The sequence below is a fragment of the Haladaptatus sp. AB643 genome, from assembly GCF_024136975.1.
Lineage (GTDB): Archaea > Halobacteriota > Halobacteria > Halobacteriales > Haladaptataceae > Haladaptatus.
The window spans coordinates 119,384-132,623 of the sequence record NZ_JAMYJW010000012.1; the positions used below are offsets into that span (position 1 = coordinate 119,384).

A 13,240-nucleotide genomic window follows, 5' to 3' on the forward strand; every position below is an offset into this window, starting at 1 on the left:
CCCTTTAAGTTCCCCGCCCGCGCCACAACGACCATCGAATGCGGTTTGACAGTTTCCTGATTCAGGCGCTCGCAACGCTCATGCTCGTGGCCGGTCTCGTTCTGGCCGGATACGCACTCATTCAGCCGCCGCAAAGTTCGACGACGTACTCCCTCTCGATACAGCAAGCGGACAAGAACGATCCCGGCGTGCGCTCTTCGTCAGTCAGGTACGGCGACCTATCGGACGAGGCCAGAATCGCGTTCGGTCACGCGAAACTGCACGGCTCGTATCATATGTCCAGCAAACCGCCGGACTCGTTGCGGAGTCACTCGTACGTCATCGACCACGAGAGCGTTTACTCGCTCACTATCTCGGAGACCGAACACATCACCGAGCGAATGGCGAACCTGTTCGGCGGGACGATGAGCGCCGTCATCGGGGCGTTCATCTTCGTCTCGTGGTTGGACGTGCTGTCGGGCTTTCGGGCGAACGAGTGACGATTCAGTTCTCGCCCATCAATCCGTCGATGTCCTCGCGGAGGGCGTCGGCGTACTCACGACGGAGGCGAAGCGATTCTTCGTGTGGAAGCGTCCATCCTCCTTCCATCCGTTCCGAGATGGGGTGATAGCGCGTCACGTCGAACCCCATCGTGGTCAGGTAATCCTGCACGCGTAGCGACCCGATTCCCTCGCTGATGGCCGCCGTGCTGAGGCCCCGAAGCTCCGGAAACGGTGGGATTCCGATCTGCTCCGTCCGGATTCCGGTTTCCCCCACGACCACGTCCTTGTAGTCCGCCTGATGCATGAGTTCCGTCACTTCACCCACGAGGCGGATTATCTCGCTCGGCAGGGCGGTGTCCGGGGCGCGCCACTCGACCGTCGGGGAGCGGTGGCGAAGCCGAACCGGCGTCAGTACGGCATCCTCGCGGTCGAAATGTTCGTTGAACGTTTCGGGGTCGATGCCGCGTTCCCGCGCGATGAGCTTGAGGATGTAGTACTGCTCGTCGATTCGGGCTTCCCACTGGTCCTCGTTTTCGACGTAGTCCCAGAGGTCGCGGTAGCGGGCGAACGTCGAGTGCGATTCGTAGCGATACACCGCCGCGCGGGACGAACAGGCCAGTTTGCTCCCGTTGTAGTACGGCGAGGAACAGACCAGCGCTAGCGCGGGGTCGAGCGCCGTCAGCAGGTTCAACTGCCGAACGACGTTTCCCTTATCGAAGTGGACGTGCGTGCCCGCACAGTTCATCGCGTACTCCACGTCGTCGCCGTATATCCGTCCCAGCAGTTGCCCGCGTTCGCTCGTGATGTCGAGCGATTCCCGGGCGAGCGGCGTTCCGAGCGGGACGAGCGCGAGCCCCTGCTCGTCGGCTTTATCCCGGACGGCCTGTAGCACCGTCCCGAACTCGTGGCGCAGTTCCTCCATGCTCGAAACGGGTGGTGTCTGCACCTCTATCAGTGGTGCGACGAACTCCGGGACGACGTAGTCGCTCACTTCGGTGAGATCTCCTGTGTCAGTCGCTAGCTCTCCCGATTCCTCTATGACCCAGTATTCGGCTTCCAATCCTAGTTTCATCTATCCATCCCCCGGTCGGTGACGGATATCTCTCCGCAACAGAATTCGAACGTCACCGAACGATAGTTATGGTACGCCCCTCGCAGTCTAATAAGTTACGCGAATTATTTCACCTCAGAGTCCCCAGAACGCCACGATACCGCCGACCGTGACGACCGACAGGAGCAACTGAAGCGGTGCGCCGATACGGAAGTAGTCCGTGAACTTGTAGCCGCCCGGGCCGTACACGAACAGGTTCGTCTGGTAGCCGACCGGACCGAGGAAACTCGTCGAGGCGGCGAACGTCACCCCGAGGACGAACGCGAACGGGTTCGCGCCGATGCGGGTCGCCGCTTCGACCGCCACGGGAATCATCAGGACGACGCTGGCGTTGTTGCTGATGACCTCGGTGATGAGTCCGGTGGCGATGTAGAATATCCAGAGCACGACGACGATCGGGACGTAGTTCGCACTGGTCGCGACGAGGCCGCCGAGCAGTTCCGCGCCGCCGGAGTTCTCCAGCGCGATTCCCAGCGGGATGACGCCAGCGAGCAGGAAGATGACGTTCCACTCGACCGTTTCGTACAACTCGCTCGCCTTCAGGACGCCGGTCGCAACCATCGCCACCACGCCCGCGAGTGCCGTGACGAGGATCGGGTACACGCCGAGTGCGGCGAGCGCGACGACGCCGACGACGATGGCGAGTGCGACTGGAATCTTTTCCGTGCGATAATCGGGGTCGCTCACCTGATGGGCGACGATGAAGTCCCGGTTCGCCGCGAGTCGGTCGATGCTGTCGGCCGACGCCTGCACGAGGAGCGTATCGCCGACGCGAATCGTCACCTCCTCGGGACGCTCGTGGATGAGTTCGCCGCGACTCCGGAACGCGAGGACCGCGGCGTTGTACCGCTCCCGAAACGCCGAACTCGACAGCGTGTCGCCGACGAGTTCGGATCCGGAGGGAATCACGACCTCCACGAGCGTCTGTTCCGTACCGGGGTCGATTTCGGCCTCCGTCGGCGTCCCGACGAGCGCCACGTGTTCGAGCGTCGTGAGCGTTTCCAGCGTTCGCCTGTCGATTCTGAGCGTGAGGTGATCGCCCGCCCGGATCGTCTTCTGGCCGATGGGTTCGATGAACGTCTCGTCGCCCCGGACGAGTTGGATGATTTCGGCGTCGAAGGCGGCTTCGTCGATAGCGTCCTCGACGGTCTCCCCGACGAACGGTGACCCCTCGGCGACTTCGATTTCCGTGAGATAGTCGCCCATCTCGTACTCCTCGATGTAGTCCTCCTCGGGCGGGACGCGTTCCGGAAGGAGTCGATGGCCGACGAACAGCAGGTAGAGGCCACCGGTGACGAGGACGACGAGTCCGAGTCCGGTGAACTCGAACATGGAGAAGGTGTGGAGCGAGGGATTGCCGGTTCTCGTCGCGAGTCGCCCCGCCACGTTGCTGGCCAGGATGTTGGTCGAGGTGCCGATGAGCGTGAGCATTCCACCGAGCATCGAGGCGTAGGAGAGCGGAATGAGCAATTTCGACGGCGAGGTCTTCCCCTCGTGTGCGAGGTCGGTGATGACCGGAACCAAAATCGCCACGACGGGCGTGTTGTTCACGAACCCGGACGCCGGTCCGGCGACGCTGATGGTGGCGAACAGTTGTTTTCTGAGGTCCGTACCCGCGAAATCCGCGAGTCGACTGCCGAGCAATTGGACGACGCCGGTTCGACTGACGCCCGCACTCAGGATGAGCATCGCCAGCACCGTGATGGTCGCCTCGTTGGAGAACCCGGAAATCCCCTCCGTCGTGCTGATTCCCGTCCACGGTTCGAGCACCATGAGCGTCACCATCACCAGAATCGCGGTCACGTCGACGGGGAGCAGTTCGGTCGCAAAGAGCACCAATGCGAGGATAACCACCGCAAACACGACCAACATATCCGGCGTCACGCCCACCAACCCAGTCTGCATCATACCGTCGTATACGGATTTCCATGTAAAAAAGGTTGCTGATAACTTATGAGGAACCACTAAGTAGCCACTAAAAATTATTTTAGTGTCATCTCTGTTGTTTGTTCCATGGCGTTTTCAGTGCTCCCCACGCTCGGTCTCGCCGTCGCCGTCTTCGTCGTGTTTTCCACCGTTGGCGGGATTCTCCGAACTTCGCGTCGGCGACGCCGTCGGTGGTCGGTAGAATGCATCGAAAAACACCCCCGTTCGATTTTTCGCTTCGGAACCGCCCGTTCTCCGATCCAGACCGCGTGTTCAGACCGCGTGGCCGGTTTCGCCCGCGGGATAACAGTCGAAGTCGGCGGTTTCACAGTCGCCGCTCTCGGATTCGATCTGGATGGTGGCGTGGCCGATGTCGTGTCGTTCGTTGAGTTGATGGCGGGCCTCGTCGAGAACGTTGTCGCGGTCGGCGTCGTCGGCGACGACGATGTGAGCGCTACAGGCGAGACTGCGGTTGGTGAGAGCCCAGACGTGCACGTCGTGCACGTCGAGTGCGCCGTCGAGACCGCGGAGCGTCTCGGAAATGTCGTCCACGTCCACGCTGGACGGCGTCCCCTGAAGGAGGATGTTGACGCTCTCGATGAGGAGGTCCTTCGCGGAGTAGAGCACCAGTGCGGCGATGACGAGGCTGAAGATGGGGTCGAGGATGTAGGCGTCGGAGACGTACAGCCCGATACCGAGGGCGACGGCGGCGAGGCTCCCGGCGGCGTCGGTCAGCAGGTGCAGATAGACGCCTTCGATGTTGAGGCTGTCGCGGCCGCCGTGGAGGACGTACGCACCGGCGAGGTTGGCGAAGAGGCCGACGATACCCACGGCGATGGTCGGGAGCGGTTTGACGGCTTGTGGGTCTTGGAACCGCATAATCGCCTCGTAGGCGACGTAGATGACGATGACGACGAGGAAGATACCGTTCGCCAGCGCGGCGAGAATTTCGGCGCGCTGATAACCGTAGGTCCGCTTCGAGTCGGCGTCGAGGGTCGCGATCCACGCGGCGAACAGCGCGAGAAAGATGCTCGCCGAATCCGTGAGCATGTGCGCGGCGTCCGCGAACAGCGTCAGCGAGTTGGCGTACAGCGCGCCTGCGATTTCCACCACGAAGAACGCGGTGTTGATGACGAGCGCGATTTTCAGCGCCGTCCGTCGTCCCTCCGAACTGCTCCCGTGTGCGTGAGCGTGGCCGTGTCCATGATCGTGACTGTGGTCGTGTCCGTGTCCGTCACCTTCTTCGTCGCTCTCGTGACCACCGTGACTATGATCGTGGTCGTGGCCACTATCGTGGCTATGTCCGTCATCCTCGTGGTCGTGGCTGTGACCGTGGTCCTCCCGCCCATGGTCGTGCCCGTGACCGTGCGAGTGATCGCTCATGTACAAGCGGAGTCACCTCTCAAATATTAATGCCCCTGTCATCAAACGGGGTTTGAATGGTTGTCTCTAGTAATTATGCGATCTTCAGTTAATAATTCTTTGCGTAACAAACGGGAGAAACATCAGCGTGTATCGGCGATTCAGTCCACGAGTCGCTCGATCAGCGCGATTTCGTCGTCCGAGAGTCCGTACGCTCGTGCGACGAGGCGGTCGATTTCCGCGTCCGTTCGTTCGATTTTCGCGTCCAGTTGCGCCGCCGACCGACACGTCTCCGCGAACGCCGTTGCCACGTCGAACGACGGCAATCGAACGGCTTCGAGTCGGTCGAGCGGCGAAATGGTCTTCATCGCTTCCTCGGTAAACGCCTCGCTTTCCACGAATTGCGGGACGTACCACCTGAGGACGTCGCGCCACTCGTTACGCTCTAATCCGCCGTCGTTCGCACCGTCGAAGACGAGTGCTCGGATCGGTTCGGTCTCCACGAATCCCCACGAATCGGTCTCACACTCCTCGGCGGGGCGGTAGCGCGCCGTGGCCCAGAACACGAGTTCACCTCCCTCGTCTTCGACCGACACCGATCCGACCCGAAGTCGTTCCCGTGTTTCCGTCGTCTCGGTAAGTATCGAGCCGTCATCGATCCGCCGAACGAAGTTCCCGAGTCGCGGACCGTCGAGCGATTTCGGCAGTCGTGTCTCCATCTCCGCCCGTGTCTCCGTAAGCTCCTCCAGTCGCTCCGCCAACTCGACCAGTTCGTCGCGCTCACCCTCCCCGGTGGGTATCGGAAGCTGCGTCGTGAACATCGGTTTGAACCTGAGATATCCCCCACTGACGTGAGTGCCGCCGTACACCTGCTGGAACCAGCATCCGGAGACGGCGGAGTTGACGACCGAAAGGAGGTACCGAAGCGGGAGTTCAGGACGGGAATCGACCGATGGATCGGCGCGTGAGCGAACGCTGTAGAGCGTGTTGAGCGCGTACATCCCGCTCCCGTCGTAGGTCGCAACGGGACGCTCGCTGATGTCCCGTAGCAGTAGCTTTTCGGATTCGAAGACGGAACGGTCGCGCAGCGACCCGTACTCCCCGTCGCCGATGAGCGACGGATCGAACCGAATCCAGTCCCCGTCCCACTCCAACCCGTACCGTGACACGTCTCCCCCGCCGACGAGTGGCTCACAGTCCGGTCCGGGTTCATCGACGACGAGTTTCTCGCGGACGTTTCCGGTGTGGATACCCTCGGTCATCGTGACGTACGTTCCGAGCTTTTCGAACTCCCGACAGAGTTGCTCCGCGAGCGACGCGAATTCGGGGTCGATGCCGACCGGAATCACCCGACCACCGAGGCAGTTCACGAACGACTGCGAGAGGGTTGCCTGCGGCGATTCGTCCGGGATTATGTTTGTATCAGCCTGCCGAACCGAAATCGTCTCGGTCGGTCCCGAATCGGCATCGAACGTGAGGACCACCGGGTAGACGCTCGCGTCGGCGAACACCGACGCGTTCGACACGTCGAGCAGTTCCACGATTCGATGCCGGTCGAGCAGGTGGTCACGCAGCGTGCGCCCGTATCGCGCCGTCGTCCACTTGTTCGGGACGATACAGGACACCCGTTCGCCGAGTTCCGCCATGCGTTCGACGAACGCTACGTACAGGTCGAACGCCCCGGTTACGGTGTCGAACCGCTTTCGAAGGTCCGCTTTCCTCCCCGTCGAAACGTGGCGACTTCGAACGTACGGTGGATTTCCCACGACGGCTTCGAACGTTCGACCTTCGAACCATTCGGGGTCGGCGGCGAGCGCGTCGCCGACCCGTAAGGTTTCGTCCGGCCAGACGCCCGTCTCGAACCAGACGGCGGTTCGGGCGAGTTCGACCGCCAGCGGGTCCAGATCCATCCCGAAAATGCGGTTCTCGGCGACGAACCGTCGCGCTTGCGCTCGCGGTTCGTCACGCCCTCGTGCCAACCGGTCGATGGCACAGGTAAGGAAGTTCCCGCTCCCCATCGCCGGGTCGATGAGCCGGGCGTCCTCCGTCCCGTCGAGCGCCTGCGAAACCGTGTACTCGACCACGGCGTCCGGCGTGTAGTACGCACCGACGGTGGCCCGTCGTGTCGCGTCACCAGAGAGCCGAATTCCATCACCGGTGTGTTCGGGTTCGTAATCGAGCGACCGTTCGTACAGACCGCTCACCTGCCGAAACGACAACGAGTCGAACGCCAGCGACCCGATGGTTTCGTCGAGTCGTTCGCTCGCCCCCGCCGATAGGGCTTCGAACCGCGCTCGCTCCGTTCGGAGTTCGTCGCTGGTTGCGAACGGCGGTCGGTCGACCCCTCGTATGTCCGAAAATTCGTCCACGAGACGGCCGAACACGCCGACGAGGGCCGCGTCGAATGCGGATCGTAAACTCGTCGCTGTCGCTTCGGAATCAGTAACCAAATCGTCGGTGACGAGTTCGAGGGCCTGCCGGACGGTTTCGCCCGGGAGTTCGGGGACGGATGGTTCGCTCCTGCGCGGAGCCATTAGTTTCACAACTCCCCGCAGTAGGATAAGTCTATTCCGCGTACAGTGAGTACGCTATCGAAGCGAACCCGAGCACGGTTAGCGTGCTTTCGATGACGAGCGCGAAGTCCTGATTGACGCTGAACGCTTGGTCGGCCACGCCCGCGGCGAAGGCTCCGAGAGTGACGACACCGAACCCGATTGCGAGCGACCTGAGCGCTGGCAGTTCGGTTCGGCGGTACGCTTTGAACGCGAAAAACGTGATTATACCGCCGAGCAGGAGCGTGAGCGTTTTGAGGGTGATGATGAGTATCGTGAGGTTCATGTTTCCTTCCGTATCTCCGTCCACAGCCGTTCGAGGCGTTCGTCGGTGGTCTTCGGCGGCCGGTCGATGGTGACCTGAAAGCCGCCGTCCTCGGTTATGGAGATGTTCACCGACTCGACAGTGATCCGGTAGCGAGACGTGTGATGGCCGTCCTCTCGAATCTCGGTCTCTTCGGCCACGAGTGCGGCTTCGCTCAGCAGGTCGAGCTTTCGGTAGAGGGTCGAAAGCGGGATATCCGTGGCGTCGGCGACCTCTCGTGCCGTCATCGGTTCACGTAGTTCCATGATTATCCGTCGACATGCGGGGTCATCGAGGGCGTCGAGAACGTCCTGTAAATCGGGCGTGTCGTCTGCCAAATCCCGCACCATTCAATCGAACCTTTCGTTGCTCGGCACATAATTCGTTCGACTGCTGAAACGGTTCTCAGCTGTTGAGAATCATCGAAAATCGACGGACGATACCGCGACGAACACCACCTTTTCCGCTGTTCAGCGCAGGAAGCCCAGGAATCGATAGTCGTGGTCCGGAACGTACCGCCGGAACGATAAGCTGTTCGTCAGGACGCTCACGCTGGAGAATGCCATCGCCCCCGCCGCGAGCGCGGGTTGCAGGAGGCCGAGCGAGGCCAGCGGGATCATCGCGGTGTTGTAACCGAGCGCCCAGAAGAGGTTCTGCTTGATCTTCGACAGGGTGCCCGCCGAGATTCGAATCGCCTTCACCACGTCGCGCGGGTCGTCGCGCATCAGCGTCACGTCGGCCGCCTCGATGGCCACGTCCGTACCGCTTCCGATGGCAGTGCCGACGAACGCCGCCGCGAGCGCCGGGGCGTCGTTCACGCCGTCCCCGACCATCATCGCGTTTCGACCGCCGTCCTGCACGTCCTCGACGACGTCGGCCTTTTCGTCGGGGAGCACTTCGGCGCGAACGTTCGCGGGGTCGATGCCGACCTGCTCGGCGACAGCACGGGCGGTCCGTTCGTTGTCGCCGGTGAGCATGTGCACATCCAACCCGCGCTCCCGGAGGTCGGAGACGGCTTCCTTCGCGCTCTCTTTCACCTCGTCGGCGTTGGCGCCAACGCCGACGAGCGAGTCGTCAACCGCGACCAACATCGCCGTCTTCCCCTCGCGTTCGAGTTGCTCCATCGCCTCTTCGGCCGGTTCGACCTCGATTCCGGCGTCGCGCAGGAGTTTCCGGTTGCCGACAAGGACGTTTCCGTGACTCGTCTCGGCGCGAATCCCGTGACCGGGAACGTTCTCGAACGAACTCGGGTCTTCGAGTTCGACGTCACGTTCCTCCGCACCCGCCACGATGGCCTGTGCGAGCGGGTGTTCGCTCCCGCGTTCCGCGCTGGCCGCCGCGGAGAGGACGAACGCCTCGGTCCTCGATTCGGCGGCACTCCCCGCCGAATCGGCTACCTGTGCCCCGCCGTCTGCCATCGTCGCCCCGTCCCCGTCTTCGCTCGGAATCGCTATCACGTCTGTCAGGCGCATCTCTCCTTTCGTCAGCGTCCCCGTCTTGTCGAAGACGAGCGTCTCGACGTCCTTCACGCGCTCCAGCACGTCGCCGCCCTTGAACAGGACGCCGGTGCGCGCGCCGATAGCGGTCCCGACCATCGTGGCCGTCGGGGTCGCCAGACCGAGCGCACACGGACAGGCGATGAGCACCGCGCTGGCGAAGACGACGACGGCGAACTCGAAGGTCGTGACGCCGCCGGTCGCGCCTGCGGCACCGGCCACGCTCGGACCGCCAGCGACCAGTCCCCAGAGCGGCAGGGCGTTCACGAACCCGGCCAGCGTTTCGGGGAAGAGGAACCAGAGGACGCCCCAGACCAGCGCGTTCGTGATGACCGCCGGGACGAAGTACGCGCTGATGCGGTCGGCGAGGTTCTGGATTTCGGGCTGGCGGGCCTGTGCCTCCTTCACCATGCCGACGATTTGTTGCAGTGCGGTCTCCTCGCCGACCTTCGTCGCGCGAACCGTCAGCACGCCGTTTTCGTTGATGGTCGCGCCGATGACCTCGTCGCCTTCGGTCTTCTCTACAGGGACGGACTCGCCCGTTACCATCGACTCGTCGGCGGCGCTTTCGCCCTCGACCACCACCCCGTCGGTCGGGATTTTCTCGCCGGGGCGCACGCGCAGGAGGTCACCCTCCTCGACTTCTTCGAGGGGGATTTCGTTCTCCTCGCCATCGTTCCCAATGACCGTCGCCGTATCGGCTTCCAGTTCGAGCAGTTCGCGGAGCGCGTCGCTGGCTTGGCCTTTCGACCGGGCTTCGAGCCAGTTGCCGAGCGTGATGAACACGAGGATGAGCACCGCGCTGTCGAAGTAGGTTCCACCCGGGATGAGCGACAGCATCACGGCGACGCTGTAGACGTAGGCCGTAGTCGAACCCAATGCGATGAGCACGTCCATGTTCGCCGTCCGGTTCTTCACGAGCGCATTGTAGGCGTTCCCGTAGAACTCCTTGCCCAGCCAGATTTGGACGGGCGTGGCGAAGACGAACTGCACCACCGCGACGTCGATTCCGAAGAGCGTCTCCCCGATCAGATCCGGGAAGAACAGGTGCTCGAACATGAAGAAGACGAGCGGTATCGCGAAAACCACCCCAAAAATCAGCAGACGAAATTGCTTTCGAATCTCGTCGTGGCGGGCGACCTGCCGGGCGTCCTCCGCTTCTTCCTCCGCGCCCTCCTCTCGAACCGGGTCGTAGCCCGCGTCCTCCACGGCGTCGTAGAGGTCCGAGAGGCTCACCTGCGCGGGGTTGTACTGGACGCTCGCCTCGTCGGTGGCGTAGTTGACGTCGGCGTTCACCACGCCAGGCACCGATTCGAGGGCCGTCTCGTTCGTCTCCGCGCAGTTCGAACAGGACATCCCCGTGATGCCGATGGTCGTGCTCGCGCGAACTGGGTCGTATCCGGCGTCCTCGATGGCCGCATAGATGTCAGCCAGCGAGACGACCTCGGGGTCGTACTCGACGGTTCCCTCGTCCGTGGCGAAGTTGACGTTCGCCTCCCGGACGCCGTCGAGCGCGTTCAACGCCTCGCTGACCGTCCCTGAACAGTTCGCGCAACTCATTCCTCTGATTTCGAGTTGCGTTTTTTCCGTCATTGTGGCTCTTGTTCATTCATACGGGATCCGGGTTCATTCACGTTGCCGTTTAGAAAGTGGGAATTGTGGGGATGGAAACCTTCGATAGTAATGTCGAATCGGGAATGGACACCGCCGCAGAAACTCTATCCGGAAATATCCTTTCTTGCTGTCTCCGTCTCGGCTGTTCCGTATCTTTTTACATCATATAGATTTCATTTCCCTTGATGCGTCGTGCCGTCATCGACATGTGGGGCGTCGTCCATCATTACCGATTCGAGGTATCCGGGACGAACGACGGCGAGACGATTCACCGAACCGAGACGTTCGACGTCGCTGACATCGGGACGGCGAGAATTCGCCGACCGCCGTGGTACGCGGCCGCGGTGAACGCCACGTCACGTCGTGGCAATTCGACGGCCCGATTCTCCTAGTCCCCGCCGACTTCGCTTCGCGTCGGTTGATCGATTCGCATCGAACGACGCGCCTCCCGAATGACGCGGCCGCCAAGGAAACAGAGGAGGACGCCGATGGCCGCGTCGCCCCACCGGGGAACCGGCCCGGTGGTTGCGACGAGGAACGGACGCGTCACCTGCCACAACCCGAGCAAGGCGAGGAGTATTCCCGCAGCGATGCTGACTCGTTTTTCGCGCCAGATACAGATCATCCCGTACAAAGCGAGAATCAGCACGGCCGTGCCGACGATGATGTCGTTCCAGAAGTTCGGCGCGAGCATTTCTCCGTACACCGCGAACGGCGCGACGAGCAACCAAGCGCCGAGCGGTGCCCCCGCGATGATGGTCTTATCTCCCCACATCCGTCCACCCGCACGATGTGGGGGTGAATAAGTGAGACGGCCGCGAAAGCAAATGAACTTTCAATAACGCAAGTACAGATGGTTTATCTGTGGGCATCGTGTACATCCGCTCGATGAACGAAACGGAGACCCTCTCGGAATCCCACACGGTCATGAGCGAAATCCTGATGCCGAACGATACGAACAACCTCGGGCGGGCGCTCGGCGGGTCGGTACTCCACTGGATGGACATCTGCGCCGCGATTTCGTCCCGCCGATTCTCACGGCGGCAGGTCGTGACGGCGTCGATGGATCACGTCGATTTCCTCGGCCCCATCGACCTCGGGGACATCGTGACCGTGGAAGGGTACGTGTTCGAAACCGGGAAGACGAGCATGGACGTCGTCGTCACGGTCCGCGCCGAACGGCCAAGTCGGAACGAGAAGCGGGACACCGCGACGTCGTTTTTCACCATGGTCGCGCTCGACGAGGACGAGCGACCGGCGTCGGTCCCGGACCTCGACTGCCCGACCGACGACCAGAAAACCCTGCGCGACGACGCGCTTCGTCGCCGCGAAAAGCGCCGAACGTCGCTTAGCGCGCCCCAATAAGAACAGCAGCTACCAGTCGAGTGATCCGCCGCTCTGATACTCGGTGACCTGCGTCTCGAAGAAGTTCTTCTCCTTGTTCAGATCCACCTGTTCGGACATCCACGGGAACGGGTTGTCGGTGCCGTACTGTTCCGGGAGGTCCAACTGTCCGAGCCTACGGTCGGCGACGTGTTCGACGTACTCGGCGAACTGCTCGGCGCTCATGCCGAGGATTTCGTCGGGGCACGCCTCGTAGGCGTAAATCTTCTCCAATTCGACGGCCTCGATGATGAGTTCGGTCACCTCGTCGCCGAACTCGTCGGTCCACACGCCGGGGTTCTCGGCCCGAATCTCGTTGATGAGGTCCACGCCGAAGCCGACGTGGAGCGACTCGTCGCGCATGATGTACTCGAACTGTTGGCCGATGCCGACCATCTTGTTCTGGCGTTTCAGCCCGAGCATCATGGCGAACCCAGCGTAGAAGAAGACGCCTTCCATGATGACGTAGAAGCCGACCAGGTCGCGCAGGAATTCGCGGACGTCGTCTTCGGTGTCGATGGTGAAATCCGGGCGGTTGATGGCCCGCGTCAGGTCCACCACGAACTCGTCTTTCTCCTCGATGGAGGGAACCCGCTCGTACATCCCGTACAGGTAGTCCGGGTCGAAGCCGAGCGAGTCACAGCAGTAGATGAACGTGTCCGTGTGAATCGCCTCCTCGTACGCCTGTCGGAGGAGATACTGACGGCACTCGGGCGCGGTCACGTACTCGTACAGCGCGAGGACGATGTTGTTCGCGGTGAGCGATTCGGCCGTCGAGAAGAAGCCGAGGTTCCACTCCACGAGTTGGCGCTCGGCATCCGAGAGGGCGTTTCCGTTCCACTGGGAGATGTCGTCCTGCATCGGAATCTCCTCGGGAACCCAGTTGTTGTTGACGCCCGCTTGGTAGTAGTCGCGAGCCCAGTCGTAGTCCAGCGGGAGTATCCTGTTCGGGTCGTGTTCGGCGTCGTTGTTGATGAGTGGCATGGATGGGTTGAAATGGTGTTCGTGTG

General features: G+C 62.1%; 12 protein-coding genes. 3 read left to right on the top strand and 9 right to left on the bottom strand.

Annotation, left to right across the window (positions count from 1 at the left end; translation table 11 throughout):
- Window positions 1–38: 38 nt before the first annotated feature.
- Window positions 39–479, top strand: a complete 441-nt coding sequence (locus NKF25_RS20060; RefSeq protein WP_066138823.1) for a hypothetical protein — start codon at window positions 39–41, stop codon at window positions 477–479.
- A 4-nt stretch (window positions 480–483) separates the two neighbouring features.
- On the opposite strand, the gene NKF25_RS20065 is transcribed toward NKF25_RS20060, so the two are convergent.
- The 7 genes from NKF25_RS20065 to NKF25_RS20095 form a co-directional block, all read right to left on the bottom strand.
- Entirely contained in the window at window positions 484–1,554 is a 1,071-nt protein-coding gene (locus tag NKF25_RS20065) for a glutamate-cysteine ligase family protein (RefSeq protein ID WP_253228410.1), read from the bottom strand.
- A 114-nt stretch (window positions 1,555–1,668) separates the two neighbouring features.
- Complete coding sequence (locus tag NKF25_RS20070; protein ID WP_253228411.1) at window positions 1,669–3,501, bottom strand: SLC13 family permease; 1,833 nt, start codon at window positions 3,499–3,501, stop codon at window positions 1,669–1,671.
- A gap of 291 nt (window positions 3,502–3,792) precedes the next feature.
- Window positions 3,793–4,902 carry a cation diffusion facilitator family transporter gene (locus tag NKF25_RS20075; RefSeq protein ID WP_253228412.1) on the bottom strand — a complete coding sequence of 370 codons (1,110 nt, stop codon included), beginning with the start codon at window positions 4,900–4,902 and terminating at the stop codon, window positions 3,793–3,795.
- Window positions 4,903–5,042: 140 nt separating this feature from the next.
- On the bottom strand, window positions 5,043–7,415 hold the full coding sequence (locus tag NKF25_RS20080) for an N-6 DNA methylase (RefSeq protein WP_253228413.1): 2,373 nt from the start codon (window positions 7,413–7,415) through the stop codon (window positions 5,043–5,045).
- A gap of 31 nt (window positions 7,416–7,446) precedes the next feature.
- Complete coding sequence (locus NKF25_RS20085) at window positions 7,447–7,719, bottom strand: hypothetical protein (protein WP_066138829.1); 273 nt, start codon at window positions 7,717–7,719, stop codon at window positions 7,447–7,449.
- Window positions 7,716–8,087 carry a helix-turn-helix domain-containing protein gene (locus NKF25_RS20090; RefSeq protein WP_066138832.1) on the bottom strand — a complete coding sequence of 124 codons (372 nt, stop codon included), beginning with the start codon at window positions 8,085–8,087 and terminating at the stop codon, window positions 7,716–7,718. The genes NKF25_RS20085 and NKF25_RS20090 overlap by 4 nt, the downstream gene beginning before the upstream one ends.
- A gap of 120 nt (window positions 8,088–8,207) precedes the next feature.
- Window positions 8,208–10,826, bottom strand: coding sequence for a heavy metal translocating P-type ATPase (locus NKF25_RS20095; RefSeq protein ID WP_253228414.1), 2,619 nt, complete (start codon window positions 10,824–10,826; stop codon window positions 8,208–8,210).
- Window positions 10,827–11,032: 206 nt separating this feature from the next.
- Between NKF25_RS20095 and NKF25_RS20100 the strand changes: the two genes are divergently transcribed.
- Window positions 11,033–11,239, top strand: coding sequence for a hypothetical protein (locus NKF25_RS20100; protein ID WP_253228415.1), 207 nt, complete (start codon window positions 11,033–11,035; stop codon window positions 11,237–11,239).
- Here NKF25_RS20100 and NKF25_RS20105 read toward each other — a convergent pair.
- On the bottom strand, window positions 11,236–11,622 hold the full coding sequence (locus tag NKF25_RS20105; protein ID WP_253228416.1) for a hypothetical protein: 387 nt from the start codon (window positions 11,620–11,622) through the stop codon (window positions 11,236–11,238). The genes NKF25_RS20100 and NKF25_RS20105 overlap by 4 nt on opposite strands.
- A gap of 113 nt (window positions 11,623–11,735) precedes the next feature.
- On the opposite strand from NKF25_RS20105, the gene NKF25_RS20110 reads away from it, so the two are divergent.
- Complete coding sequence (locus NKF25_RS20110) at window positions 11,736–12,212, top strand: acyl-CoA thioesterase (RefSeq protein WP_253228417.1); 477 nt, start codon at window positions 11,736–11,738, stop codon at window positions 12,210–12,212.
- A gap of 9 nt (window positions 12,213–12,221) precedes the next feature.
- Here NKF25_RS20110 and NKF25_RS20115 read toward each other — a convergent pair whose 3' ends face one another.
- Window positions 12,222–13,214, bottom strand: a complete 993-nt coding sequence (locus tag NKF25_RS20115; protein ID WP_253228418.1) for a ribonucleotide-diphosphate reductase subunit beta — start codon at window positions 13,212–13,214, stop codon at window positions 12,222–12,224.
- Window positions 13,215–13,240 lie beyond the last annotated feature (26 nt).

Coding starts and splice junctions, on each gene's coding strand:
- NKF25_RS20060 (WP_066138823.1), top strand. CDS start 39: ATGCGGTTTGACAGTTTCCTGATTCAGGCGCTCGCAACGCTCATGCTC.
- NKF25_RS20065 (WP_253228410.1), bottom strand. CDS start 1,554: ATGAAACTAGGATTGGAAGCCGAATACTGGGTCATAGAGGAATCGGGA.
- NKF25_RS20070 (WP_253228411.1), bottom strand. CDS start 3,501: ATGATGCAGACTGGGTTGGTGGGCGTGACGCCGGATATGTTGGTCGTG.
- NKF25_RS20075 (WP_253228412.1), bottom strand. CDS start 4,902: ATGAGCGATCACTCGCACGGTCACGGGCACGACCATGGGCGGGAGGAC.
- NKF25_RS20080 (WP_253228413.1), bottom strand. CDS start 7,415: ATGGCTCCGCGCAGGAGCGAACCATCCGTCCCCGAACTCCCGGGCGAA.
- NKF25_RS20085 (WP_066138829.1), bottom strand. CDS start 7,719: ATGAACCTCACGATACTCATCATCACCCTCAAAACGCTCACGCTCCTG.
- NKF25_RS20090 (WP_066138832.1), bottom strand. CDS start 8,087: ATGGTGCGGGATTTGGCAGACGACACGCCCGATTTACAGGACGTTCTC.
- NKF25_RS20095 (WP_253228414.1), bottom strand. CDS start 10,826: ATGACGGAAAAAACGCAACTCGAAATCAGAGGAATGAGTTGCGCGAAC.
- NKF25_RS20100 (WP_253228415.1), top strand. CDS start 11,033: ATGCGTCGTGCCGTCATCGACATGTGGGGCGTCGTCCATCATTACCGA.
- NKF25_RS20105 (WP_253228416.1), bottom strand. CDS start 11,622: ATGTGGGGAGATAAGACCATCATCGCGGGGGCACCGCTCGGCGCTTGG.
- NKF25_RS20110 (WP_253228417.1), top strand. CDS start 11,736: ATGAACGAAACGGAGACCCTCTCGGAATCCCACACGGTCATGAGCGAA.
- NKF25_RS20115 (WP_253228418.1), bottom strand. CDS start 13,214: ATGCCACTCATCAACAACGACGCCGAACACGACCCGAACAGGATACTC.